The sequence below is a fragment of the Klebsiella sp. K5-306 genome, from assembly GCF_051835185.1.
Lineage (GTDB): Bacteria > Pseudomonadota > Gammaproteobacteria > Enterobacterales > Enterobacteriaceae > Klebsiella > Klebsiella oxytoca.
In genome coordinates this window covers 24289-49448 of the sequence record NZ_JAIFJY010000003.1, presented here as the reverse complement: position 1 = coordinate 49448, position 25160 = coordinate 24289, and the positions used below count along the sequence as shown (strand labels likewise).

General features: G+C 55.1%; 20 protein-coding genes. 7 read left to right on the top strand and 13 right to left on the bottom strand.

Features of this window, described 5'->3' with window-relative positions:
- Nucleotides 1–27 precede the first annotated feature (27 nt).
- Nucleotides 28–3303 carry a DUF5107 domain-containing protein gene (locus tag K2184_RS05935; protein ID WP_023321431.1) on the bottom strand — a complete coding sequence of 1092 codons (3276 nt, stop codon included), beginning with the start codon at nucleotides 3301–3303 and terminating at the stop codon, nucleotides 28–30.
- A 112-nt stretch (nucleotides 3304–3415) separates the two neighbouring features.
- On the opposite strand from K2184_RS05935, the gene K2184_RS05930 reads away from it, so the two are divergent.
- Nucleotides 3416–4612: an ROK family transcriptional regulator gene (locus tag K2184_RS05930; RefSeq protein WP_017145536.1), complete on the top strand. Its 1197-nt coding sequence runs from the start codon at nucleotides 3416–3418 to the stop codon at nucleotides 4610–4612.
- 74 nt (nucleotides 4613–4686) lie between these two features.
- Nucleotides 4687–5109 carry a DoxX family protein gene (locus tag K2184_RS05925; protein WP_024274561.1) on the top strand — a complete coding sequence of 141 codons (423 nt, stop codon included), beginning with the start codon at nucleotides 4687–4689 and terminating at the stop codon, nucleotides 5107–5109.
- Between the two features lie 55 nt (nucleotides 5110–5164).
- On the opposite strand, the gene glyA is transcribed toward K2184_RS05925, so the two are convergent.
- Nucleotides 5165–6418 carry a serine hydroxymethyltransferase gene (gene glyA, locus K2184_RS05920; protein WP_004104543.1) on the bottom strand — a complete coding sequence of 418 codons (1254 nt, stop codon included), beginning with the start codon at nucleotides 6416–6418 and terminating at the stop codon, nucleotides 5165–5167.
- 325 nt (nucleotides 6419–6743) lie between these two features.
- Here glyA and hmpA point away from each other — a divergent pair, with 325 nt between their 5' ends.
- Nucleotides 6744–7934, top strand: coding sequence for an NO-inducible flavohemoprotein (gene hmpA / locus K2184_RS05915; RefSeq protein WP_004104545.1), 1191 nt, complete (start codon nucleotides 6744–6746; stop codon nucleotides 7932–7934).
- Nucleotides 7935–7992: 58 nt separating this feature from the next.
- Here the strand turns inward: hmpA and glnB are convergent, their stop codons facing one another.
- From glnB to purL, 5 genes are all read right to left on the bottom strand, one after another.
- Complete coding sequence (glnB, locus tag K2184_RS05910) at nucleotides 7993–8331, bottom strand: nitrogen regulatory protein P-II (protein ID WP_002914032.1); 339 nt, start codon at nucleotides 8329–8331, stop codon at nucleotides 7993–7995.
- Between the two features lie 65 nt (nucleotides 8332–8396).
- Nucleotides 8397–9734 (bottom strand): two-component system response regulator GlrR, encoded by a 1338-nt coding sequence (gene glrR / locus K2184_RS05905; protein WP_017145534.1) that lies wholly within the window; start codon nucleotides 9732–9734, stop codon nucleotides 8397–8399.
- A complete protein-coding gene (gene qseG / locus K2184_RS05900) occupies nucleotides 9721–10425 on the bottom strand; it encodes a two-component system QseEF-associated lipoprotein QseG (protein ID WP_017145533.1) in 705 nt (234 codons plus the stop codon). The genes glrR and qseG overlap by 14 nt, the downstream gene beginning before the upstream one ends.
- Nucleotides 10426–10438: 13 nt before the next feature.
- Complete coding sequence (locus K2184_RS05895; RefSeq protein WP_094298922.1) at nucleotides 10439–11875, bottom strand: sensor histidine kinase; 1437 nt, start codon at nucleotides 11873–11875, stop codon at nucleotides 10439–10441.
- A 671-nt stretch (nucleotides 11876–12546) separates the two neighbouring features.
- Nucleotides 12547–16434, bottom strand: coding sequence for a phosphoribosylformylglycinamidine synthase (gene purL / locus K2184_RS05890; RefSeq protein WP_142478597.1), 3888 nt, complete (start codon nucleotides 16432–16434; stop codon nucleotides 12547–12549).
- Nucleotides 16435–16608: 174 nt separating this feature from the next.
- On the opposite strand from purL, the gene mltF reads away from it, so the two are divergent.
- Complete coding sequence (gene mltF / locus K2184_RS05885; protein ID WP_032705131.1) at nucleotides 16609–18225, top strand: membrane-bound lytic murein transglycosylase MltF; 1617 nt, start codon at nucleotides 16609–16611, stop codon at nucleotides 18223–18225.
- On the opposite strand, the gene tadA is transcribed toward mltF, so the two are convergent.
- Together tadA and yfhb are read right to left on the bottom strand one after the other, a co-directional pair.
- A complete protein-coding gene (tadA, locus tag K2184_RS05880; RefSeq protein ID WP_224261118.1) occupies nucleotides 18222–18728 on the bottom strand; it encodes a tRNA adenosine(34) deaminase TadA in 507 nt (168 codons plus the stop codon). The genes mltF and tadA overlap by 4 nt on opposite strands.
- A gap of 58 nt (nucleotides 18729–18786) precedes the next feature.
- Nucleotides 18787–19422, bottom strand: coding sequence for a phosphatidylglycerophosphatase C (gene yfhb / locus K2184_RS05875; protein WP_004114470.1), 636 nt, complete (start codon nucleotides 19420–19422; stop codon nucleotides 18787–18789).
- A gap of 209 nt (nucleotides 19423–19631) precedes the next feature.
- Between yfhb and K2184_RS05870 the strand changes: the two genes are divergently transcribed.
- Nucleotides 19632–20480: a MurR/RpiR family transcriptional regulator gene (locus K2184_RS05870; protein ID WP_047720788.1), complete on the top strand. Its 849-nt coding sequence runs from the start codon at nucleotides 19632–19634 to the stop codon at nucleotides 20478–20480.
- A gap of 38 nt (nucleotides 20481–20518) precedes the next feature.
- Here K2184_RS05870 and K2184_RS05865 read toward each other — a convergent pair whose 3' ends face one another.
- Together K2184_RS05865 and K2184_RS05860 are read right to left on the bottom strand one after the other, a co-directional pair.
- A complete protein-coding gene (locus K2184_RS05865; protein ID WP_004114473.1) occupies nucleotides 20519–21436 on the bottom strand; it encodes an oxidoreductase in 918 nt (305 codons plus the stop codon).
- Nucleotides 21437–21457: 21 nt separating this feature from the next.
- Nucleotides 21458–22654, bottom strand: a complete 1197-nt coding sequence (locus tag K2184_RS05860) for an L-lactate MFS transporter (RefSeq protein ID WP_004104562.1) — start codon at nucleotides 22652–22654, stop codon at nucleotides 21458–21460.
- Nucleotides 22655–22769: 115 nt separating this feature from the next.
- Between K2184_RS05860 and K2184_RS05855 the strand changes: the two genes are divergently transcribed.
- A complete protein-coding gene (locus tag K2184_RS05855; protein ID WP_142448195.1) occupies nucleotides 22770–23696 on the top strand; it encodes a LysR family transcriptional regulator in 927 nt (308 codons plus the stop codon).
- 37 nt (nucleotides 23697–23733) lie between these two features.
- Nucleotides 23734–23994 carry a YfhL family 4Fe-4S dicluster ferredoxin gene (locus tag K2184_RS05850; protein ID WP_004114478.1) on the top strand — a complete coding sequence of 87 codons (261 nt, stop codon included), beginning with the start codon at nucleotides 23734–23736 and terminating at the stop codon, nucleotides 23992–23994.
- Nucleotides 23995–24039: 45 nt separating this feature from the next.
- Here the strand turns inward: K2184_RS05850 and acpS are convergent, their stop codons facing one another.
- Both acpS and pdxJ read right to left on the bottom strand, forming a co-directional pair.
- On the bottom strand, nucleotides 24040–24420 hold the full coding sequence (acpS, locus tag K2184_RS05845) for a holo-ACP synthase (RefSeq protein WP_004104568.1): 381 nt from the start codon (nucleotides 24418–24420) through the stop codon (nucleotides 24040–24042).
- Nucleotides 24420–25151, bottom strand: coding sequence for a pyridoxine 5'-phosphate synthase (gene pdxJ, locus K2184_RS05840; protein ID WP_023329928.1), 732 nt, complete (start codon nucleotides 25149–25151; stop codon nucleotides 24420–24422). The genes acpS and pdxJ overlap by 1 nt, the downstream gene beginning before the upstream one ends.
- Nucleotides 25152–25160: the final 9 nt, after the last annotated feature.

The following is a 25160-nucleotide window of genomic DNA, read 5'->3' as shown; positions in this document are numbered from 1 at the left end:
GGCGAGCCAGGCCCGCCCATTTGAGGTTCAGGAAAAAATGCCGCTTTGCAGGGCATGACGAATCAAATGCGCCTTATCATGAGCCGGGTTCAGTTGCAGAAGCCGCTGCATCGCCTGCTGGCTGGCGGATACATTCCCCAGCCCCAGATGGCCCAGCGCTTCAATAAACAAGCAGTGCTGCTGATGTTGCTGCTGCGCTGAGACATCAAGCACCACCAAATCCGGAAGAGAGACGGCAAAAAAGTCGGCATGCGGAACGTCATCCCGATGCTGCCCGGCCCAGGTGATAAAATTCTGGAAGTGCTGCTCGGCCTGCGCCGGGTTACCGCTCTTACGCAGCGCGATGCCCTGCCAGAAAAGGTAATCAGCGGGCTGATCGTTGTAGTAACGCCCGGCGTCCAGCGTTGAGCCTCCTTGTAGGGCAAGCTGATAATATTCCTCTGCCTGCTGCGCATCCCCAGCCTGTTCCGTGCAGTAGCCCAGCAAATACCAGATATCGTTGTCCGTCTGCCCGGGCAGTCGCCCCTCCCCCAGATTATCGGGATAGCGTAATGCGTCTTTCAGACAGTCCGCAGCCTGCGTAAACGCCTCGCGTTCAATAAACTGCAAAGCCCGATGCAGCTGATTGAGCAAATACTGACCGGTGATTTTCCCTTCCCCGCCTTCCCAGGGATGAAACACGCGCGTACCGAGAATAGCGGCGGCATCGGAATAATGGCCGGAAGCATTCCACAGGCTTAGCAGCTCAGCGGTCAGATCGTCCCGCTTCAGCACCACCGATTTGCGCGCCGCCAGCTTCTCCAGTCGTTCGTTTACCGGCGTACCCAGTGATTTTTGCAGAAAATCAAGCTCAAAGAGGAAGCGCGCGTTTTCAGGCTCAAGCTCTACGGCGCGCTGTAGATAAGCCAGCGCCTGCGCCGCATCCTGTTGTTTATTCCAGGCGTAAACCCCGAGCAGGCGATGAGCGGGCGCATAGTCGGGTGATTTTGCCAGCGTCTCGCGCCAGCAGCTGACCGCCTCTTCATAGCGTCGTTTGCTGTACCAGAAGCAACCGAGCAGATAGCGGGCGAAAGCGCTGTCGCTCAGGGTTTGCAGCATCTGAACTTCATCGAGCGTATTGGGGAAACGCACTTTTTGCGGATGGCAGCGCTCGGCTTCGGCAATCAACCGTTGCCGTTTATTGGCGTCATCGCTTAACGAGGCTCGCCACAGCATCGGCAGCGCTTCCTGGCAATCCAGCACCTCAAGCATCTCTTTCGCCGCCTGCTTCTGTCCGATAGAAAGCAGCCAGCCCGCCAGCAGGCTGCCGTTGATCCCTCTGCGCCCCGTTACCCACAGTAGGTTCTCTCGCGCTTCGTCGCTGGGCTCAATCATCCAGCGCGCGCAGTGCAGCGGATAGCTCAACGGGTATTGTTTAAGACAGGCGAAAATATACTCCTGCGCCGCTTTCGTCCGCCCGCTGTCCGCTAACGCCAGCGCTTTCAGCCCCATAGCCAGATGGTTGCTGGCGTTGAACTGCAGACTGGTGTTGACCTTTTCCAGCGCGTCGGCCGTATCACCACGCTTCATCGCCAGCCTTGCCAGCGCCCACCATGCAGCATCGCGGCAGTTACCGCTCCAGGATGCTTTGTAATAGTGATCCCAGGCGCCTTGTTCATCTCCCTGCCTTTCCAGCGCGCTGGCAAGCAGCATACTGGCTTCGCCATCGCGCGGATTTTTATTCAGACGATGGGCGCGAAGTAGCGCGGCGCGGGAGCATTGCTCCGCTAAAACCCAGTCGGCCTGGTTAAACGCCAGCGTCCCGAGGGCAACATTATTGCGATAATCCTGCGGATCGAGGGCTATCGCCCGGCGATAGTAATCTGCGGCATAGCGGCTGGCGTGATTGTATTGTTCAAGATGCTGGCCGATAAAATAGAGCTCATCACCGTTGTGAATCTCTTCCGGCATCGCTGGCGCTGAGGCCGGTTCGGGCAGCGGCGTCTGCTGAGTAATATGTTCGTGATAATCCAGTAGCACTTGCTTGTCTGCACTTTTCACCTTGATGGTCAAGCGACCGACGTCATGTTCCGGCAGCGTATGCCGCCAACTCTCGCCGGGCTTCAGCGTAAGCTGAGTTTCATACAGCGGCTGCTGTTCAGCACTGAGTTCAACAACGATATTTTCCAGCGGCGCAATGGCGTAAACGCCGAGCTGTAGCTGCTCAGACTCGCGAACCAGCTTCAGCGCCAGCTGCGTATTGGCATTTTGCACCATTCCCAGCTCGCTATAGGGAAGGAAATTTTGCACAAAAATCTTCTCTTCATAAGGCGCAAGCCAGGTAAAGTCAGGCTGGTTATCGGTGTAGACGCCAGTCATCAGCTCAATATAAGGGCCATTTTCGTCGGTCAGATTGCGGTCCCATGCCTGGCCAAAGTCGCCATAGCCCCAGCTCCACTGTTTTTTGCCCGGAGAGATGTGATGATCGGCAACATGCAGTAGCCCACCGCGCTCGTCATGGTGATAAGCGCCGACAAAATCGTAATCCGATTTCTCCGCCATATACGAGGTGGGCACAGGAACGTTTTTATAACGGGAGATATCGACGCCCGCAGAATAGTCGACTTTGTAGTAGGTACCGGTGGCAATAGGGAAAGCGGAAACATCGCGCTTGCCGTGATCGAACACGGCGGTGACGTCGGGCGGGAAAACGCTCTGGTGAGCATCGCCGCCTTTTACCGCCGGGTTGGCCCACCACAGGAAATGGCGCGGCGTGGCGTTACCATTAAAGACCTTACCGGTAATTTCAATCAGCGCGCGGTCAGGATAGAGAGTAAACCCGGTCATGACCTGCAAACCGCGCATGGGCTCCGCTTCCCCCATCCATACGGTCTGCACGCCGTTTTCCCCGCACTGGATCGAAAAGTCGACCGGCATAAAGGTCGTCGGGCGATGATGCTGCGGCCAGTTGAACTCGATACCGCCGGAGATCCATGGCCCCAGCAGCCCCACCAGGGCGGGCTTCACAACTTCATTGTAATACACGAAATCGCGCTGTTTAACCTTGTCATACGCCCGATGTATACGGCCGCCGAGTTCCGGTAACAGCATAATTCGAATGAAATCATTCTCCATCCATACTGCCTGATAATCGCGCATCTCACGTTCGCCGGTCAGGGTGTCAATCACGCCGTAGGGATAGACGTTACCTGAAGAACCTTGATAAACGCGTTTTTCCAGAAACATGGGGTTCGGATCCTCCGCCCCCGTTGTCCACGTAGGTAATGTAATTATTTCCTGCCAGACCTTAACCGAACCGTACATGACGCCTCCACTAAACAAAGTAAGGTAAAATTCGCTATGAGAGGAGTTTATATCGTCACTTAGCTGCTAAAATGCGCAATGCTCACGCAATAAAGTTAAGGGAGTTAAGTGTATGCAGCGTACCGGTTTAAATAATGCCCGGGTCAGACAGGCCAATAAATCCATTTTTTTGGCTCATCTCTGGCGGGAGAAGCAGCTGAGTAAATCCCAGCTTTCTCAGCTCACCGGACTCTCTATTCCGGCGGTGAGCAATATTCTTGAAGAGCTGCTCAGCGAGGGACTGATCGATCACTCCACGGAAAAAATGAGCAAACGCGGCGTGAACAGCGGAAGCTACCAGATCCCCGCGCGCGGAGCCTGGACGCTATGCATGAATATTACGCCGACCAGTATTGAGTATCAGCTTGCCGATGCCCGTCTACTGGCGGTTGACGGCCACCAGCATTTGCCCATCGATGCCCCTACGCCGCAGGCCCTTCTGGAGGCCATCGTGGAATGCTGGCGGCGTATCCACCGCCTCTACCCGCAGCACAGCATCAATCTCGCCCTTGGCGTCCATGGTCAGGTTGATCCGATCACCGGCGTTTCACAAACCATGCCCCAGGCGCGCTGGAAAACGCCGATTGAAATAAAGTATCTGCTGGAAGAACAGCTCGGCGTGCAGGTACGGGTAGATAATGACTGCGTGATGCTGGCGCTGGCGGAGAAATGGCAGCATCCGGGCCCACAACCGGATTTTTGCGTGATCAACGTCGATTACGGTATTGGATCATCGTTTGTGATTAACGATCAGATTTATCGAGGAAGCCTCTACGGCAGCGGGCAGATTGGACACACGATTGTGAACCCTGACGGCAAAGCCTGCGACTGCGGGAGATATGGCTGTCTTGAAACCGTAGCCTCCCTCAGCGCGTTGAAAAAACAGGCGCGGATGTGGCTTAAAACCCAGCCTGAGGCGCAGCGATCTCCGGAGCAGTTAACCACGGCATCGCTCATTGAGGCCTGGGAACAGGGAGACGTGCATATTCGCGCATGGGTTGATAACGCCGCCAACGCTATTGGCTTAAGTCTTTATAATTTCTTAAATATTTTGAATATTAACCAGATCTGGCTATACGGTCGCAGCTGTGCTTTTGGCGAACAGTGGCTGGAGAGTATCGTCAAACAAACCGGCTTTAATCCGTTTGACCACGGCGATACGCCGAGAGCGCATGCCACCCAAATCGGTTTTGGCACACTGACCCGCGCTCAGCAGCTGATGGGGATCGGTTATCTGTATGTTGAGGAGCAACTGCAGACGCTGCGTTAATCGTCAGGGGGACGTGGCGGAGCGCAAATTTGTGTATTACGTTTAAATCACACGTCTCTCATAACGAGCTGATCATGAACACTCTACGCTACTTTGACTTTGGTTCCTCCCGCTCTCTGCTGCTGCTGATTGCGCGTATCGCGGTAGTGGTGCTGTTTATTCTTTTCGGTTATCCCAAGCTGCTCGGCTTTAGCGGCACGGTGCAGTATATGGCCTCCTCCGGCGCGCCGATGCCAACGCTTGCGGCCATCATTGCCATTATTATGGAGGTGCCGGCGGCCATTTTAATTGTGCTGGGCTTTTTCACCCGCCCGCTGGCGGTGATCTTTATTTTTTATACTCTTGGTACCGCGGTGATTGGCCATCACTACTGGAATATGTCCGGCGATGCGGTACTACCGAACATGATTAACTTCTGGAAAAACGTCAGTATTGCCGGAGCCTTCCTGCTGCTGGCAATAACCGGGCCCGGAGCGATTTCGCTCGACCGCCGCTAATCAACAGGCACAAAAAAGGCCGCATCAGCGGCCTTTTTTAGCTCAACGCTAACGCTTACGCATAGACCGGGAAGCGTGCGCAGATATCCAGCACTTTACCCTTCACGCGCTCAATGACCGCTTCGTCATTGATGTTGTCCAGCACGTCGCACATCCAGCCGGCCAGCTCTTTGACTTCTGCTTCCTTAAAGCCGCGACGGGTCACCGCCGGAGAACCGATACGGATACCGGAGGTCACAAACGGGCTCTTCGGATCGTTCGGCACGCTGTTTTTGTTGACGGTGATGTTGGCGCGGCCCAGGGCTGCGTCAGCTTCTTTACCGGTCAGGTTTTTATCGACCAGATCCAGCAGGAAAAGATGGTTTTCAGTGCCGCCGGAAACCACTTTGTAGCCGCGGTTCAGGAACACTTCGACCATCGCTTTAGCGTTTTTCGCTACCTGCTGCTGGTAAACTTTGAACTCTGGCTCCATCGCTTCTTTCAGCGCGACGGCTTTCGCCGCGATAACGTGCATCAGCGGGCCGCCCTGGGCGCTCGGGAATACGGCAGAGTTCAGTTTTTTGTACAGCTCTTCGCTGCCGCCTTTCGCCAGGATCAGGCCGCCGCGCGGACCAGCCAGGGTTTTGTGGGTGGTGGTGGTCACGACGTGAGCATGCGGAACCGGGTTCGGGTAAACGCCTGCGGCGATCAGACCGGCAACGTGAGCCATATCGACGAACAGGTATGCGCCGATGCTGTCAGCGATTTCACGCATTTTTGCCCAGTCAACCACGCCGGAATAAGCCGAGAAACCACCGATAATCATCTTCGGTTTATGTTCCTGAGCCTGCTTAGCCATATCGTCATAGTCAATTTTACCGGACTCATCGATACCGTAAGGGATGATGTTGTACAGTTTGCCAGAGAAGTTGACCGGAGAGCCGTGAGTCAAGTGGCCACCTTGCGCCAGGTTCATACCCAGAACGGTATCGCCCGGCTGCAGCAGAGCGGTATAGACCGCGAAGTTCGCCTGGGAGCCGGAGTGCGGCTGCACGTTAGCGTAGTCAGCGCCGAACAGTTCTTTAGCGCGGTCAATAGCCAGCTGCTCTACGATATCGACGTATTCACAGCCGCCGTAGTAGCGCTTGCCCGGGTATCCTTCAGCGTATTTGTTGGTCAGCTGAGAGCCCTGCGCCTGCATTACGCGCGGGCTGGTGTAGTTTTCGGAGGCGATCAGTTCGATGTGCTCTTCCTGACGTACTTTTTCTTGCTCCATAGCCTGCCACAGTTCGGCATCATAATCGGCAATGTTCATTTCACGCTTTAACATCCGCATCTCCTGACTCAGCTAACAATAAAATTTCGGCCTAAAAAGGCGGTCCACCTGGACAACGGCCCACAGTATAACTGAATCATTCTGCGATAACAGGTCTTGACAAAGGATTTTACGCAAACGATTGGCTCCGCATTACACAAGGCTTTGAGCAATAAAGCACCTTCGATTATCAACGGATTTCTTTTCAGGTTTGTGATGCAAATAATTCATGTTGTAACTGTCTTAAGGTAAAGCGTTAAAGAACCATTTACAAAGCAGGGGTATTTTTATAAGATGCATTTAATATGCATCATTAAGATAACTTATAAAGGAAGCTGCTATGCTCGACGCCCAGACCATCGCTACGGTGAAAGCCACCATCCCCCTGCTGGTTGAAACCGGTCCAAAACTGACCGCTCATTTTTACGACCGCATGTTTGCTCACAATCCCGAATTAAAAGAAATCTTCAATATGAGCAATCAGCGCAACGGCGACCAGCGCGAGGCGCTGTTCAACGCTATTGCCGCCTATGCAAGCAATCTCGAGAACCTGCCCGCCCTGCTGCCGGCGGTAGAGAAAATCGCCCAGAAGCACACCAGCTTCCAGATTCAACCCGAGCAGTACAATATTGTTGGTACTCACCTGCTGGCGACCCTCGATGAGATGTTCAGTCCGGGCCAGGAAGTACTGGATGCCTGGGGCAAGGCCTACGGGGTGCTGGCCAACGTCTTTATTAATCGTGAAGCGCAAATCTATAACGAAAGCGCCAGCAAAACCGGCGGCTGGGAAGGCACCCGCGCATTCCGCATCGTCAAAAAAACGCCGCGCAGCGCGCTGATTACCAGCTTTGAATTTGAGCCGGTCGACGGCGGCGCGGTAGCGGAATATCATCCAGGCCAGTATCTGGCGGTCTGGCTGAAGCCGGAAGGTTTTCCGCATCAGGAAATTCGCCAGTACTCTTTGACCCGCAAACCCGACGGTAAAGGCTATCGTATCGCGGTTAAACGTGAAAACGGCGGCCAGGTTTCAAACTGGCTGCATGATTCAGCGAAAGAAGGCGACGTGATTTATCTGGCCGCGCCGGCCGGTGATTTCTTCCTCAACGTGGCGCCGGAAACCCCGGTCACGCTGCTCTCCGGCGGCGTCGGTCAGACGCCGATGCTGGCGATGCTGGATGTGCTGGCAAAAGCGCAGCATCCGGCGCAGGTGAACTGGTTCCATGCGGCAGAGAACGGCGACGTACACGCCTTCGCGGACGAAGTTAAAACGCTGGGTGAAACGCTGCCGAAGTTTACTTCTCACGTCTGGTACCGCAGCCCGAGCGAAGCGGACCGTGAATCCGGCGCGTTTGATAGTGAAGGTTTGATGGATTTAACGGCGCTGGCCGACAAGATCGGCGACCCGCAAATGCAGTTCTATCTCTGCGGCCCGGTGGCGTTTATGCAGTTTGCCGCGAAGCAGCTGGTAGATCTGGGCGTGAGCAGCGACAACATTCATTATGAGTGCTTCGGCCCGCATAAGGTGCTGTAAACGGAGCGATAAATGCAGGCGGCCCGGAAATTGCCGGACCGCCATCCGGTTTGACAGCTTAAATCGCCGCGTCGTCTTCTTCGCCGGTACGGATACGAATCACGCGTGCGACATCAAAGACAAAGATCTTACCGTCGCCGATTTTGCCGGTCTGCGCCGTACGGATAATGGTATCCACGCAGGTGTCGACGATATCATCGGTAACAACGATTTCGATTTTCACTTTCGGCAGAAAATCGACCATATACTCCGCACCGCGATACAGCTCGGTATGCCCCTTCTGACGGCCAAAGCCTTTCACTTCCGTTACCGTCATCCCGGTGATGCCGACTTCGGCCAGCGCTTCACGCACGTCATCCAGTTTGAAGGGTTTAATAATCGCATCAATCTTTTTCATGGTGTTCCTGTTTTAGTCGCGTAACCGGTTGCTAACCGTATCATAACTTGCGCCACCATCCGGAGCTACTCTTTAAAGTCGTTAGCGTCGAGCTCGTGGCGCGACAGCAGCTTATAAAATTCGGTGCGATTGCGCCCGGCCATCCGGGCCGCATGCGTGACGTTCCCTTTGGTAATTTGCAGCAGCTTGCGCAGGTAATTGAGCTCAAACTGATTCCGCGCTTCGACAAACGTCGGCAGCGCGGTGTTTTCCCCTTCCAGCGCCTGCTCTACCAGGGCGTCGCTAATGACCGGCGAAGAGGTCAGCGCCACGCACTGCTCAATCACGTTCACCAGCTGGCGCACGTTGCCCGGCCATTTAGCGGCCATCAGCCGCTTCATCGCATCCGTGGAAAATGCGCGGACAAAAGGTTTATGGCGATCGGCAGACTGGCGCAGCAGATGGTTCGCCAGCAGCGGAATATCTTCCGTACGCTCAGCCAGCGGCGGGATTTTCAGACTCACCACGTTGAGACGATAGAACAGATCTTCACGAAATTCGCCTCGCGCCATGGCCTTCGGCAGGTCGCGATGGGTCGCAGAAATAATCCGCACATCAATATCGATATCGCGATTGCTGCCCAGCGGGCGCACTTTACGTTCCTGCAGAACGCGCAGCAGTTTCACCTGTAGCGCAACCGGCATATCGCCAATTTCATCAAGAAACAGGGTCCCGCCTTCCGCGGCCTGGAATAGCCCCTCGCGATTGCTGACTGCGCCGGTAAAAGCGCCGCGCGCGTGGCCGAACAATTCTGACTCCAGCAACTGTTCGGGAAGCGCGCCGCAGTTAATGGCGACAAAAGGTTTATCACGGCGCGGGCTGGCGTTATGAATTGCCTGGGCGACAATCTCCTTGCCGGTACCGCTCTGGCCGTTAATCAGCACGCTGACGTCCGACTGCGCCACCATCCCGGCCTGCTCCAGCAGTCGCTCCATCAGCGGGCTACGGGTCACAATCGCCTGACGCCAGCGCTCGTCGGTGGTTGGCGCGCTCTGCTCCAGCGCGTCATCAATCGCTTTATAAAGGGCGTCTTTATCCACCGGCTTGGTGAGAAAGCTAAACACGCCCTGCTGGGTCGCGGCAACGGCGTCCGGAATGGAACCGTGCGCGGTGAGAATGATCACCGGCATCCCCGGCTGAACCTTCTGGATTTCGCTGAACAGCTGGAGTCCGTCCATCTCATCCATCCGCAGGTCGCTGACCACCAGATCGACCTTGTCGCGACTTAGCGTGCGCAGCGCCTCCGGCCCGCTCTCGGCGGTCACTACGCTATACCCTTCGCTGACCAGACGCATACCCAGCAGCTTCAGCAGCCCCGGATCGTCGTCCACTAATAGCAGACGGGCGGGTTTACGGATCGTCATGAATCACCTCCGGGACTTTATCGCCGCCGTGCCCGGCGTCAGAGCTGAAGTTCCCGCCGGGTTTACGGCTGGAGAGCTGACGCTCGATATCGGTGAGATTCTCCAGCTTGCGGGTCGTCAGTTCGAGCTGACTGCGTAGCTCAATTTCCTGCTGTCGCAGCGTCTCCAGCTCCGCATCGTTTGACTGCTGCAGTTTGGCGTAGCGGGAACGCTCGTCAATCAGCTGAAGCTGCCGGCCCTGGGCATCGCGCCAGAGCTGATAGAGCGGGCGCACCTGAGGGGCGATTTGCGGGCTGAAGCTATCCAGACTGGCGACCAGTTCCCGGCGCTCGTTAGGCGTAATTTTGGCATCAGCCAGTAAAATGCCGCGCTTAAAGGCATCCTGCCAGCTGTCGCCGCTGTGCAGCCGGGCCTCCGCCCGTGCCTGCACCGGAGCAAGACGATCGGCGCAGTCAATTCCACGCAGCCAGTAGAGCGGATTTTTGTCGCTGGCTTCGCTTTGCAGATTCCAGATATCAGCGCACTCCACCGAAAGAAAATCGGCGACCTGATGCTGCGGCAGCGCGGAGAGCGTTTTGCCATCCGCGGCGTATGGTGATGTAGAGGCGGAACATCCCGCCAGCGCCAGGCAGGAAATGCCTGACAGCAGCCATCCCCTGAGGGGACGGACAAATGCGAAGAAGTGGGACATATTCACCCGATAGTTATACGTTATTTTTTCCAGACTCGGCGACGGGGAGCGTAATACGAAAACAGATTAGCCCTGACTTCTCATCAACCAGGCTCAGCTCGCCCTGCATTTGCCGTACGCAGTCGCGGGCAATGCTCAGCCCCAGACCGCTGCCTTTTACCGCCCCTTTACGCTGGTGGCTTCCCTGATAAAAAGGCTCAAAAATCATGTTTCTTTCTGCGGACGGGATCGGCTCGCCGTCGTTAATGACGTCAATGCGCACCTGCTCGCCGTGCCGATAGCTATGGATTCGAATGTTACCGGATTCAGCACCATAGTGCACCGCATTGGAGTAGAGATTATCCAGTACGCTCACCAGCAGAGCGGGCTCCGCTTCGCAAAAACGCTCGCTGAGCAACAGTTCGGTATGCATCATTTTAGCTCTTGCCGGCAGGCTATGGGCAGAAACCACATTTTCCACCAGTTCGGCCAGGTTGACCGTCTCGCGCGCAATCGGGCCATCGGCCTGTTTGCGGTTATAGTCCAGCAGTTGCTCAATCAGCTTTTGCAGGTTGCGGCTGCTGTTATCCAGAATCTCCACGATCTCCTGCTGCTCGGGCGTCAGCGGCCCGGCCACCCGGTCAGCGAGCAGTTCCGTCCCTTCGCGCATGCTGGCCAGCGGCGTTTTCAGCTCATGGGAAAGATGGCGCAGGAACTGATGGCGCTGGGATTCCAGCCAGGCAAGGCGTTCGCTCAGCCAGATAATGCGTTTACCGACGGAGCGCAGCTCGCGCGGGCCGGTAAACAGCGCGGCATCGTCCAGCGATTTCCCCTCGCCCAGTCGGTTGATCATTCTTTCAATGCCCTTTACCGGGCCGATAATCATGCGGGTGAACAGCAGCACCAGCGCCAGGCTGAGCAGGAACAGCACCAGCGCCTGCCAGCCGAAGAACTGGCCGCGCTCGGCGATTTCCTGCTGCAGCTGCTGTCCACGCGAATAGACCACCGTCCGGGTTGCCTGGACCATGTCGCTATTGGCGGAAGCAAACGCTTCCAGGCTGACTGCTGACTTCGCCGCCGGGCCGCTATTTTTACACTGCAGCTCGGCCAGATCGTCGAGATCCTGACGCAGCGCCTGCCAGATTTTTTCATCAGGCAGAACGCCCGCGTGAGCGTCAAGCATTTCGCTGTAGCGTTGGCGTTGATTTTGATAGACCCGCGCCAGCGTCGGATCGTCCAGCACGCAGTACTGCCGGTAGCTACGCTCCATTTCCAGCGACGCGTTAATCATCGCCTCGCTGCGGCGGGCGTCGATAAGGGTGGTGCGATTAATATGCGCCGCCTGGGCGCTGAGGGCGTTAAGGCTTTGCCACGCCTGCCATGCCAGCACCAGCAGCGGAAGCAGGATCAGCACGAAGGATAGCGTGACCAGCTGGCGCAGCGAACGGGGGAAAAGGGAGAGTCGCTTCACGGATAGGATCTCAATCATTAGCTCACTACGATGCTACCTGAATATACCCAATATACTCTATGGATTTTGAGTTACAGGAAGGCGGCAAAGCTGAGAATCCCCGGGAGCTTACTCAAGTAAGTGACCGGGGTGAACAGATGCGGCCAACGCACCTGTAGCACAAAAGACGACGAGTATAATAAAGCCAGGCTACGGGAGCCTGGCTTTATTAAGAAATGAGGCGGTGCCTTACTCGACGTTTCGCCCGATGACTGATAAAGCAGAGCTGTTATCAGGAGTTGGACGGCAGGCACCTGTTTGTGCGTCATTCGAAGTTTATGTAGCGCGTCCCGAAGGGGCTGACATAAGAAGGTGAATGAGCCACTGGTTATAATTATGCACGAACTATGCCACATCTCAAAACATTTTATTAACACAATGAAATATAATGTCTTTTTACTATTTATGGGCACGGATGATGATGGTCGCTTTTTGTACAAAGTGTCGCTGATTAGCAACATCGGGTGAATGATTCAGTGATTCCTTTATGAATCAATAAGTTAAACGTCACCTTTTGACGACACCACCACAGCGCGTTTGTCGGCGATCCCCGACACCTGCTTTCGAAGTACCCCACAAATAAAAAAGCCCCCTGCGTGGGCAGGAGGCTTAATTCGATTTGTAAACGATTTTTAGCCCAGCTGTTTACGCGCGTTGCGGAAAATACGCATCCACGGGCTGTCTTCGCCCCAGTTTTCCGGGTGCCAGGAGTTCGACACGGTGCGGAACACGCGTTCCGGGTGCGGCATCATGATGGTCGCGCGCCCGCTTTCGCTGGTTACCGCAGTGATACCGTTCGGCGAACCATTCGGGTTGGCCGGATAGCTTTCCGTCACCTTACCGAAGTTATCGACGAAGCGCAGCGCCACCAGGCCTTTACTTTCCAGCTGCGCCAGATGCGCGCCATCGCGAACCTCCACCTGCCCTTCACCGTGGGATACGGCAATCGGCATCATCGATCCCACCATACCCTGCAGCAGCAGAGACGGGCTCTGCGTCACTTCAACCAGGCTGAAGCGCGCTTCAAAGCGGTCAGACTGATTACGCACAAAGCGCGGCCACAGGTCGCTGCCCGGGATCAGCTCGCGCAGATTAGACATCATCTGGCAGCCGTTGCACACGCCCAGCGCCAGGGTCTGCGGACGATGGAAGAAGGTGGCAAACTCGTCGCGAACCCGCTCATTGAACAGAATCGATTTCGCCCAGCCTTCACCGGCGCCTAAAACGTCACCGTAGGAGAAGCCGCCGCAGGCCACCAGCGCCTGGAAATCAGCAAGACCGGTACGGCCCGCCAGCAGGTCGCTCATGTGCACGTCGATGGCATCAAAGCCGGCGCGATGGAACGCCGCGGCCATTTCTACATGGGAGTTCACGCCCTGCTCACGCAGCACCGCGACCTTCGGACGCGCGCCGGTGGCAATATAAGGCGCAGCGATATCCTCATTGATATCAAAGGAGAGCTTCACGTTGAGCCCTGGATCGGCATCGTTGGCTTTCGCCTCGTGCTCCTGGTCAGCGCATTCCGGGTTATCGCGCAGACGCTGCATTTGCCAGGTGGTTTCTGCCCACCACATGCGCAGCGTGGTGCGGCTTTCGCTGAATACCGGATGACCGTCGGCCTCGATGACGAAGCGATCGCCCGCCGTAGCCTGGCCAATATAGTGAACGCAATCCGCCAGGCCATGAGCGGCCAACGTGGCTTCCACGGCCTGACGATCGGCGGCACGAACCTGAATGACGCCGCCAAGCTCTTCGTTAAACAGCGCGGCCAGGCGATCCTCGCCGAGCGCGGCGATATCAACGTTGACGCCGCAGTGGCCGGTAAAGGCCATCTCGGCCAGGGTGACCAGCAGACCGCCGTCGGAACGGTCGTGCCAGGCCAGCAGCTTATCTTCAGCCACCAGCGCCTGCATTGCGTCCCAGAAGCCTTTCAGCTGCGCGACATCGCGAACGTCGGCAGTCACATCGCCAAGCTGACGATAAACCTGCGCCAGCGCGGTCGCGCCCAGCGCATTGTTCCCCTTGCCTAAATCAATCAGCAGCAGGGCGTTGTCTTCGGTGGAGAGCTGTGGGGTGACGGTACGGCGTACGTCTTCAACGCGGGCAAAGGCGGAAATCACCAGAGACAGCGGAGAAGTCATCTCGCGCTGTTCAGCCCCTTCCTGCCAGCGGGTTTTCATCGACATGGAGTCTTTACCCACCGGAATAGTCAGTCCCAGGGCAGGACAGAGCTCTTCGCCCACCGCTTTTACCGCTTCATATAAACCGGCGTCTTCGCCCGGGTGACCGGCAGCGGCCATCCAGTTTGCCGACAGCTTCACGCGATTGAGCGCGCCAATCTGCGTCGCCGCGATGTTGGTCAGCGCCTCGCCAACAGCCAGACGGGCGGAGGCGGCGAAGTCCAGCAGCGCCACCGGCGCACGTTCGCCAATGGACATCGCTTCGCCGTAGTAGCTATCGAGGCTGGCGGTGGTGACCGCACAGTTAGCCACCGGAACCTGCCACGGCCCCACCATCTGATCGCGCGCCACCATACCGGTGACGGTGCGATCGCCAATGGTGACGAGGAAGGTTTTCTCCGCGACCGTCGGCAGGTGCAGCACGCGATTCACCGCGTCGGCAATAGTGATGCCCTGGCGTTGCAGACTCTGGCCCTGCGCTTTCAACGTCTGCACGTCACGGGTCATTTTCGGCGTTTTGCCCAGCAGCACGTCAAGCGGCAGGTCGATCGGACGATCGTCAAAATGGGCATCATCAAGGCTCAGATGCAGCGCTTCGGTTGCTTCGCCAATCACCGCGTACGGCGCGCGTTCGCGGCGGCACAGCTCATCAAACAACGGCAGTTGCTCCGGCGCGACCGCCAGCACATAACGTTCCTGCGATTCGTTACACCAGATCTCCAGCGGGCTCATGCCCGGCTCATCGCTGAGGATATCGCGCAGCTGGAATTTACCGCCGCGTCCGCCGTCGCTGACCAGCTCAGGCATGGCGTTCGACAGACCGCCAGCGCCGACATCGTGGATAAACAAAATCGGGTTAGCGTCGCCCAGCTGCCAGCAGCGGTCGATAACCTCCTGGCAACGACGTTCCATCTCCGGGTTATCGCGCTGTACGGAGGCGAAATCGAGGTCGGCATCGGACTGGCCGGAGGCCATTGAAGAGGCCGCGCCGCCGCCGAGACCGATGTTCATTGCCGGACCGCCGAGAACAATCAGCTTCGCGCCGACGACAATTTCGCCCTTCTGCACGTGTTCGCCGCGAATGTTGCCGATTCCGCCCGCCAGCATAATGGGCTTATGGTAGCCGCGCAGCTCTTCGCCGTTGTGGCTGGTTACCTTCTCTTCATAGGTACGGAAATAGCCGTTGAGCGCCGGACGACCAAATTCGTTGTTAAACGCCGCGCCGCCCAGCGGACCTTCAGTCATGATATCCAGCGCGGTAACGATACGATCCGGTTTGCCGAAATCTTCTTCCCACGGCTGTTCAAACCCCGGAATCCGCAGGTTGGAAACCGAGAAACCCACCAGACCGGCTTTTGGCTTCGCCCCGCGTCCGGTGGCGCCTTCATCGCGAATTTCGCCGCCGGAACCTGTCGCCGCGCCCGGCCACGGAGAGATTGCCGTCGGGTGGTTATGGGTTTCGACCTTCATCAGAATATGCGCGTCTTCCTGGTGGAAGTCGTAGCGACCGGTTGCGTGGTCGGCAAAGTAGCGCCCCACGGCTGAACCTTCCATTACCGCGGCGTTGTCTTTATAAGCAGACAGCACGTAGTCCGGGGTTTTCTCGAAGGTGTTTTTGATCATTTTGAACAGCGACTTCGGCTGCTTTTCGCCATCGATGACCCAGTCGGCGTTAAAAATCTTGTGTCGGCAGTGCTCGGAGTTAGCCTGCGCGAACATATAGAGTTCGATATCGTTCGGGTTGCGGCCCAGCGTCTGGAAAGCATCCTGCAGATAGTCAATTTCGTCATCCGCCAGCGCAAGCCCCAGACGGAGGTTGGCGTCAATCAGCGCCTGACGCCCCAGGCCCAGCAGGTCAACGCTGGTGACCGGCGTTGGCTGATGATGGGCAAACAGTTTTTCACCCTCTTCCAGCGCGCCGAAAACGCTTTCCATCATGCGGTCATGAAGTTCGGCCGCCACCAGCGACCACTGTTCATCGTTGAGGCTGCTGGCTTCGACGTAATAAGCGACGCCGCGCTCAAGGCGCACAATCTGAGACAGGCCGCAGTTATGGGCGATGTCGGTAGCTTTAGAAGACCAGGGAGAGATGGTGCCGGGACGGGGGGTAACGAGCAGTAGCTTGCCGGTTGGGGTATGGCTGCTTAAGTTCGGGCCATACTTGAGCAACCTTGCCAGACTCTCGCGATCGTTGTCGCTGAGCGGGGCGTTAAGGTCGGCAAAATGAACGTACTCGGCATATATCGTGCTGACCGGAAGGTTGGCCGCCTGGAAACGTGCCAGCAGTTTATTGATACGGAATGCCGACAGTGCAGGTGAACCACGCAAAATTTCCATCATAAGTCTCTCGTCTTCGAAGCTTTCATGGTGAGCCAGGGGGGAAACGGGCGCCATTATAGTGAATCCTGCGCCCCGACGAAACCGTTTGCGTAGAAATAAAATGATTGCCAGGGTTTATCAATAAATGTGACCCTCCTCGCGAATAAGTTGCCAACTGGCGCATTCTTAAGCAAAATGCCGCTCATTCCACGACAACCTTTTACTTATTCTGGTCATAGTCTGCTGAGGAACCCGAAGCTGCAGAAGATTAACTATCTGAAAAAATTAAAGATTAATTATCTGCTCATCGGCATTGTGACTCTCCTGCTGGCGGCTGCCCTGTGGCCGTCTCTCCCGTGGATGGGTAAGCCGGAAAACCGCGTGGCCGGGATCATGGCGCGCGGAGAACTGCGTATCAGCACCATTAATTCGCCAATGACCTTCGCGACCATTAACGATCGGACCTACGGTTTTGATTATGAGCTGGCGCAGCAGTTTGCCGACTACCTCGGCGTCGAGCTAAAAGTCACCGTCAGGCAGAATATCAGCCAGCTGTTTGATGACCTCGATGAAGGCAAAGCCGATATGCTGGCTGCCGGCCTGGTCTACAATTCCGAACGGGTGAAGAACTATCAGGTCGGGCCAACCTACTACTCCGTTTCGCAACAGCTGGTTTATCGCAAAGGCAGCCTGCGTCCGCGCAGCCTGGCAAATCTTACCGCCGACCAGTTGGCGATTGCTCCCGGACACGTGGCGATTAACGATCTTCAGGCCCTAAAAAAGCAAAAATACCCCGATCTCGACTGGCGCGTGGACGAGAAACGCGGGACGACGGCGCTGATGCAGGCGGTTATTGATGGCAAACTCGACTATACCGTTGCTGATTCGGTCGCCGTCAGCCTGTTCCAGCGCGTCCATCCGGAGCTGGCCGTCGCGCTTGATATCAGCGACGAGCAGCCGGTCACCTGGTTTAGCGAAAAAGGTGAGGACAACTCCCTGCCGGCGGCAATGCTCGATTTCTTCAATAATATTAACGAGGACGGCACACTGGCGAGGCTGGAGGAGAAATACCTTGGTCACGGCAACGATTTTGATTATGTAGACACCCGTACCTTCCTGCGCGCCGTGGAAAGCGTGCTCCCGGACCTGCAGCCAATGTTTGAAAAATATGCCCGTCAGATAGACTGGCGGCTGCTGGCGGCTATCTCATGGCAGGAATCGCACTGGGATCCGCAGGCCACCTCCCCGACCGGCGTTCGCGGCATCATGATGCTGACCCGCAATACCGCTCAAAGTCTGGGCCTGACCGATCGTACCGACGCCGAGCAAAGCCTCGACGGCGGCATGCGTTATTTACAGGATATGATGAATAAAGTGCCGGAGTCGGTCCCGCAGGATGAACGCATCTGGTTTGCGCTGGCGGCTTACAATATGGGCTACGCGCATATGCTCGACGCAATGGCGCTGACGAAAAAGCAGAAAGGCAACCCGAATAGCTGGGCCGATGTGAAGCAGCGTCTGCCGCTGCTAAGCCAGAAAAACTACTACAGCCGGCTGAAGTACGGCTTTGCACGCGGCCACGAAGCCTACGCCTACGTCGAAAATATCCGTAAATATCATATTAGCCTCGTGGGCTATCTTTCTGAAAAAGAGAGAAAGGACGCCCAGATAGCGGCACTAGGCGAGCACTATCCGGCAGTCATGCCGGAGGAGCTGGGTAAGGAAGAGCAGTACGCCATGTCCTTTTTCAGCTTCCGCGCAGAAACGCTGGTGGACAACGCGAAGCTGAAAATCCCCGGTACGGGGCATTAACCTTCCACTTGCCGGCTAGCTCGCTTCAGCGCTTTTTTCTCTTCGCGTCGCCAGCGGAAAAAATCGCTCAGCATGCCGGAACAGGCCTCAGCCAAAATACCTTCCGTCATCTCGACCCGATGGTTCATTCCCGGATGGTGCAGCACGTCGATGAGCGACCCGGCTGCGCCGGTTTTCGCATCTCTGGCGCCAAAAACCAGCCGAGAGATGCGACTATGGACCATCGCCCCGGCGCACATCACGCAGGGTTCAAGGGTAACGTACAGCGTTGCGTCAATCAGACGATAGTTTTGCTGCACCAGTCCGCCCTGACGCAGCGCCATAATTTCGGCGTGCGCGGTCGGATCGTGACGTCCGATTGGCCGATTCCAGCCTTCGCCGATGACCTGATGATTATGCACCAGTACCGCGCCGACCGGCACTTCGCCCTCTTCCCAGGCGCGTTTCGCCAGCGTCAGAGCGTGACGCATCCAGTATTCATCATTTAATTCATGGTCAGACAAAGCGGGCACTCCTGCAGAAAAGCGGGGCGCATTATACATGGACGTTATGTATTACACACTATTCTAACTGCTGAAGATCGCCCTGCGGCGTCACCCGCCAGCGGTGCTGGCAAAAATAGAGCAGCGGGTTATCCTGCTCGCTGTCGCTGTAGCCGCTGTACAATCGCAGCGGAGCGCCGATTTTTTGTTCCAGCTGCGCCACTTTTTCATTGCCGAGGCAGCGCAGGGTTAATCCCCAGCCGCCGCAACGACGCTCCATCCGGCTGGCGATCAGGTTCACTCGCGGCAGCCAGGGAGTATCAAAATAAACCTGCTCAACCAGCGACTGCGGCGAGCCGGTAATCAGCCAGACGTCCGCATCGGTGCTGGTCAGATAGTTGTTGAGCCGCGCCTGTACTACCGGGAACGCCGTGACATGCTGGCGAAACCAGCGGGCGAAACTCGCCTCAAGGCGTTTCAGGTGACGCTCGCTGCGGCCAAAAGTTGACGCCCACAGCAGCAGGCTCATCGGCCAGCGCGCAGCGCGTCCGAACAGCATCAGCCCGACTGCAATAACCGGTAATAAAGGAATCACCAGCAGGACATTTAGCGGCTGGTGGCGCAGGACATAGCGCAAAAAGCTGCCGAACATATCCTGCTGATGTAAGGTTCCATCCAGATCAAAGAAAACCACTCTCCGCGTACTGCTATTCAAAACCCACTCCCCTGAACGATCGCCTGATAACCAATAGCTTAGCAGTCTTAAGCTGCGAATAGCGAAAACATACGCTGTTGTTGAATCCGGATTAAGAAAACGCTTCTGCAGAGAAATCTGAAGCTCAGAATTTTTAATTCGCAGTAATCCTCTTATAATCGAATACAAAATTCTTTCAGTCGAGGGTGAAGCCGTCCTCCGGAGCCGCTATGAACTGTTTGACCCGTATTCGCCAGCGCTACCCAACGCTGGCCGCAAGCGATAAAAAACTGGCCGATTTCATTCTGGCCCAACCGGATAAAACCCGCCACCTTAGCTCACAACAGCTGGCGGGCGAAGCCGGGGTCAGCCAGTCAAGCGTAGTCAAATTTGCGCAGAAGATGGGTTTCAAAGGTTTTCCGGCATTAAAGCTGGCGTTAAGCGAAGCCCTGGCAAGCGCCCCTACGCCACAGTCCGTGCCGGTACATAATCAGATCCGCGGCGACGATCCTCTCCGTCTGGTAGGCGAAAAACTCATTAAAGATAATATCGCGGCCATGCACGCTTCGCTGGACGTCAACGCCGAAGAGAAGCTGCTCGAAGCCGTCACGCTATTGCGCCACGCCCGCCGGGTCATTATTACCGGTATTGGCGCGTCGGGGCTGGTGGCAAGAAACTTCAGCTGGAAGCTAATGAAAATCGGCATTAATGCCGTGTCAGAACAGGATATGCATGCGCTGCTGGCGACGGTACAGGCGATGTCTCCGGACGATCTGCTGTTGGCTATTTCCTACTCCGGTGAACGACGCGAGATCAACATGGCGGCTGGTGAAGCGTTACGAGTAGGAAGTCAGATCCTGGCGATCACCGGATTTAACCCTAACGCTCTTCAGCAACAGGCGACGCTGTGCCTGTATACCATAGCGGAAGAACAGGCTACGCGCAGCGCCGCGATCTCCTCTACCAGCGCGCAGATGATGCTGACCGATCTTCTGTTTATGGGACTGGTGCAGCAGGATCTTGAGCGTGCCCCGGAGCGGATTCGCCATAGCGAAGCGCTGGTGAAAAAGCTGGTTTGACAGAGGCTCTTTCGCACCATGCGAAAGAGCCTCTGGGTTTATTGCGCTTCTTTTGCGTGAATAAGCTGCGTCAGAAGCGTATTCACCGGCACGGGGATATTATTCTGCATGCCAATTCGCGCGATGGCGCCGTTTAAATAGTCAATTTCCGTAAGTCGCCCCTTTTGCAAATCCTGATACATAGAGGGATAGTGATGGCCGCTTTCGCGCGGGTCGAAGACCTTCTTCACCGTATTCATTACCATCTCTCCGCTCAACGGAATATTCTGGCTGGCGGCAACTAATACAAATTCATCCACCACCGCCTGCGCTAAATCTAATGCGCCCGGCAGTTGACCGAAGCCGCCGACATTACAGTCCAGCAGCGCGCAGTAGGTATTCATCACGCTATTAAAAGCCGCTTTCTTCCAGATCGATAAGAGTACGTCAGGACTTATTTCAGCATTCAATCCGGCGCTATTGAGAACGGCAACGATATTTTCTTCCAGAGCGGCGTCCTGGCTGGCAACCGGTTGCAGTTCAATCGTTCCGGTGCCGGTGGCCATAATATGCCCAGGGCCCTCCAGTTCACTGGACCATAGCGTCACGCCAGCATAAATTTTTTGCCGATCGACGTATTTCTCCAGGGTTTCAATATTTCCGAGGCCATTCGATAAAATCATGACGACCTTCGCGGCTGGCAGCAGCGGCTTAATATGCTGCAGCATGCGATTGAGCTGCATGGCTTTAGTAAACAGAATAACCAGCTCGAACTCCCCCTGCGATTCATCAGCCAGCATTGCCGGAATGGGATAATACTGCTGGCTTACTTCTGTTTCGACAAACAGCCCGTTGCTGCATATGGCGTTGACATGTTCGTGCCAGCCATCGATAAGCGTCACGTCGTGCCCGGCCCCCAGCAGCATGTAGCCAAAACGACAGCCCATAGCCCCGGCGCCTGCGATTGCAATTTTCATCTTTATTTCCTTACGCTTTGATCAATGAATTTTGGCTAAAACCACTGCGATATATTTTTTGGTAATCAGGGTTAATACGACACCAATAAGCAATAGCGCCACGGTCAGGATAAATACCGTGTTGTAGCTTCCTGTGTATTTTGCAATAGCGGAGGTTACATACGGCGCAATAACTGCGCCGACGGCAAAGCCAAAATACATAAAGCCATAATTGAGTCCCTGATTGCGCATCCCAAAATTCTGACTGGTCAATCCGGGAAAGATAACTAATATACCCGCATAAGCAAAGCCCACGCCCAGAGCGCTGAAGTAGAATACCGCCGTATTACCATTAAAGAATAATAACAAGAGCATGCAGAGGCAGGTAAAAAGATAAACAATTATCAGTGTATTATATCCTCCAAGCTTATCGGTTAATCCCCCCCAGAATAAACGACCAATAGAATTAAATATCGATACCAGACTGACAACCAAGGCGCCAGACAGTAAACCATACTGCATCATACCAATTTGCGCTGAACTTGAGCTGATGACCATTCCGGAGAAAACGCCCAAAGCCAGAATAACGAATAGCAGCCAAAAACGGAGATCCTTTAACATATGTCGAAAGTCTTTATCCAGTGGCGATGCTTTAATTTCGCCACTATCTTTCGCTGGCGCGCTGCGAATAAAAAACTGAACAATGAAGATAACCACCAGATATACAATACCGAGATATAATAAGGCCCGGCTGACATCGTGCGTTTGCGTCATAAAATATTCAGCCAGGCGGGTGCAAAGTAACGTACCCACGCCAACTCCGGCCAGGACAATACCGCTGGCAAGACCTCGGCGATCGGGGAAAAACTTCAGAATATTATTCAGATTGCCGGTAAAAGCAAGGCCGGAACCGAGCCCTGCAATGACGCCATAGGTTAAGAATAGCATTGGCAAATTATCCACGAATCCGGATAGGATAAAGCCTAAGGAGAACAGGATACCGCCGATAACTATCGCCTGCTTGCCTTTACCATTATCGATCATTCTCCCACCCCAAATCATGGGTAAAGGAATGATCCCCATATTGATAGAGAATGCTAAAGCCAGCGTAGCCGGGTCCCAGTGATATTGCGCCATTAATGGCGTTTTAAAATAGCTAAAGGCGTAGACGCCTCCGAGTACAAAATTTATGCACACGTGGGCTGCAAGCATTCCCCAGCGGTTGATTGATGCTGTCATAATTATTCCTTTTTTAAAATGCACTGATCACAGTTTAAAAAAAGCAAAATAGGCAAACAATTTGGTATTTTTTATAATCGTTATAACAAAACTCAATCGATGGTATCTGACCTTAATGAATATCAAGCAGCTGCACTCTTTTCTGATATTGTGCGATGAACGGCATTACGGCCGGGCAGCCGCACGCTTGTTTATTACTCAGCCATCATTAAGCCAGCAAATAAAACAACTTGAGTCATCACTCAAAACAATATTATTCTCACGAAGAGGGCGAGGTATTGAATTAACAAAAGCCGGAATTATATTGCAACAACACGCTAACAAAATAATGGTGGATCTGAAAAATGCAGAGAACGAACTTCTGCCTTATCAGAACCAGCAACGGGACACAATATCTATTGGCGTGTCAGGCAGCTATCTGGTTCTGCCCGCCTTTCGTAGCTTTATGGCGCACCATCCGGCGATCTCTTTAAATGTTAAGGAGTTTTCTACGGAGCAAACGATAAAAAAACTGACGGACAGCGCCGTCGATATTGGCATTGTTTACCGAACGCCCCTCCCCGCCCAGCTTAGCTCGACGATGCTATTTGAGGATGAAATTATCGCCGCCATTCCGCTTTCGCATCCTCTGGCGCTGTACGAGCGTATCGATCCACAGGATTTAAACGATCAATCCATTATAGTGCTCAATGATTCCCTGCTATTGAGAGGCATCATCACGACTGAATTTAATCACCGCAAGGTCGTTCCCAACATCATCTGCGAGCTGGATAACCACTATTCGTGCCTTGAATATGCTGAGGCCCAGATTGGTATCGCCTTTATTACCCGCTCGTTAACCCGTTTGTCCACGCCGAAAAACGTTCGTCTGGTTTCCCTGAATATTCCTGCGTTCTTTATTCCGGTGATGCTGGTGCATAGCAACGACCTTTCGCTGGACAACGCGACTATCTGTCTGCTCAAGCAGATCAAAAATTTTTACACCGTTGAGGGCCAATCAGCGGTGGAAAAGAGCTGGCCCGAGCGAAAAATGGGCGTATAATGCCCGCCCTGTTTGTGTTGTTTCTGAGAAATTCCTGATGGCGCTGTTAATCACCAAAAAATGTATCAACTGCGATATGTGCGAGCCGGAGTGCCCGAATGAGGCGATATCCATGGGTGATAGCATTTATGAAATTAACAGCGATCGCTGCACCGAATGCGTCGGCCACTATGATACGCCAACCTGCCAGAAGGTGTGCCCGATCCCAAATACCATTCTGAAAGATCCGGCCCATAACGAGAATGAAGAGCAGCTGTGGGATAAGTTTGTCCTGCTGCACCACGCGGACAAACTGTGATATTGCCGGATGGCGGCGTTAACCGACCTCTCCGGCCTGTAACAATTAGCTTTCGATAATCACCGTGGCGCAGGCATAGTGACGCTCGTCGGCCAGCGTCACGTGAATGCTGCTTACGCCCATACGCTCCGCCAGACCCTTTGCCTCGCCCCACAATCGCAGCTTTGGCTTACCCAGCTCGTCGTTGTAAACCTCAAACTGATTGAACGCCAGCCCGTTGCGGATGCCGGTGCCAAGCGCCTTGGCCGCCGCTTCTTTAACGGCGAAACGCTTCGCCAGAAAACGGACCGGCTGCTGATGCTGTTCCCATATTGCCCATTCAAAATCGCTGAGTACGCGACGGGCAAGACGATCGCCGCTGCGGGCTATCACCGCGTCAATACGGGCAATTTCAACAATATCAGTACCCAGTCCGAGAATCGCCATCAGTCGCGAGCTTCCTGCATCAGACGCTTCATTTCCGCAACCGCTTCCTTCAGGCCGCTCATTACCGCCCGGCCAATAATCGCATGGCCGATGTTCAGCTCGTGCATTTCCGGCAGCGCGGCAATAGCCTTAACGTTATGGTACGTCAGGCCGTGACCGGCGTTGACCTTCAGCCCCAGGCTCGCGGCATAGGTTGCCGCTTTGGCGATACGTTCCAGCTCTTTTGCCTGTCCGGCGTCCGTTTGCGCATCAGCATAGCAGCCGGTGTGAATTTCGATATAAGGCGCGCCAACGTCCGCTGCGGCCTTAATTTGCGCGTGGTCAGCATCAATAAACAGGGAGACCAGAATACCGGCATCGGCCAGACGCTTACAGGCATCGCGCATTTTATCGAGCTGCCCCGCCACATCCAGTCCGCCTTCGGTTGTCACTTCCTGACGTTTTTCCGGCACCAGGCAGCAGAAATGCGGTTGAGTCTCACAGGCAATCTTCAGCATCTCTTCCGTCACCGCCATCTCAAGGTTCATGCGGGTATCCAGAGTCTGGCGCAAAATACGTACGTCGCGATCGGTAATATGGCGGCGATCTTCGCGCAGATGAACGGTAATACCATCAGCGCCTGCCTGCTCGGCGATAAAGGCCGCCTGTACCGGATCCGGATAAGCGGTACCGCGAGCGTTGCGTAATGTCGCTATGTGGTCAATGTTGACCCCTAACAGTAATTCAGCCATGACAATCCT

Bases quoted from the DNA above. Each gene is read 5' to 3' on its own strand.
- K2184_RS05935 (WP_023321431.1), bottom strand. From the start codon at position 3,303: ATGTACGGTTCGGTTAAGGTCTGGCAGGAAATAATTACATTACCTACG.
- K2184_RS05930 (WP_017145536.1), top strand. From the start codon at position 3,416: ATGCAGCGTACCGGTTTAAATAATGCCCGGGTCAGACAGGCCAATAAA.
- K2184_RS05925 (WP_024274561.1), top strand. From the start codon at position 4,687: ATGAACACTCTACGCTACTTTGACTTTGGTTCCTCCCGCTCTCTGCTG.
- glyA (WP_004104543.1), bottom strand. From the start codon at position 6,418: ATGTTAAAGCGTGAAATGAACATTGCCGATTATGATGCCGAACTGTGG.
- hmpA (WP_004104545.1), top strand. From the start codon at position 6,744: ATGCTCGACGCCCAGACCATCGCTACGGTGAAAGCCACCATCCCCCTG.
- glnB (WP_002914032.1), bottom strand. From the start codon at position 8,331: ATGAAAAAGATTGATGCGATTATTAAACCCTTCAAACTGGATGACGTG.
- glrR (WP_017145534.1), bottom strand. From the start codon at position 9,734: ATGACGATCCGTAAACCCGCCCGTCTGCTATTAGTGGACGACGATCCG.
- qseG (WP_017145533.1), bottom strand. From the start codon at position 10,425: ATGTCCCACTTCTTCGCATTTGTCCGTCCCCTCAGGGGATGGCTGCTG.
- purL (WP_142478597.1), bottom strand. From the start codon at position 16,434: ATGATGGAAATTTTGCGTGGTTCACCTGCACTGTCGGCATTCCGTATC.
- mltF (WP_032705131.1), top strand. From the start codon at position 16,609: ATGCCGCTCATTCCACGACAACCTTTTACTTATTCTGGTCATAGTCTG.
- K2184_RS05870 (WP_047720788.1), top strand. From the start codon at position 19,632: ATGAACTGTTTGACCCGTATTCGCCAGCGCTACCCAACGCTGGCCGCA.
- K2184_RS05865 (WP_004114473.1), bottom strand. From the start codon at position 21,436: ATGAAAATTGCAATCGCAGGCGCCGGGGCTATGGGCTGTCGTTTTGGC.
- K2184_RS05860 (WP_004104562.1), bottom strand. From the start codon at position 22,654: ATGACAGCATCAATCAACCGCTGGGGAATGCTTGCAGCCCACGTGTGC.
- K2184_RS05855 (WP_142448195.1), top strand. From the start codon at position 22,770: ATGAATATCAAGCAGCTGCACTCTTTTCTGATATTGTGCGATGAACGG.
- K2184_RS05850 (WP_004114478.1), top strand. From the start codon at position 23,734: ATGGCGCTGTTAATCACCAAAAAATGTATCAACTGCGATATGTGCGAG.
- acpS (WP_004104568.1), bottom strand. From the start codon at position 24,420: ATGGCGATTCTCGGACTGGGTACTGATATTGTTGAAATTGCCCGTATT.
- pdxJ (WP_023329928.1), bottom strand. From the start codon at position 25,151: ATGGCTGAATTACTGTTAGGGGTCAACATTGACCACATAGCGACATTA.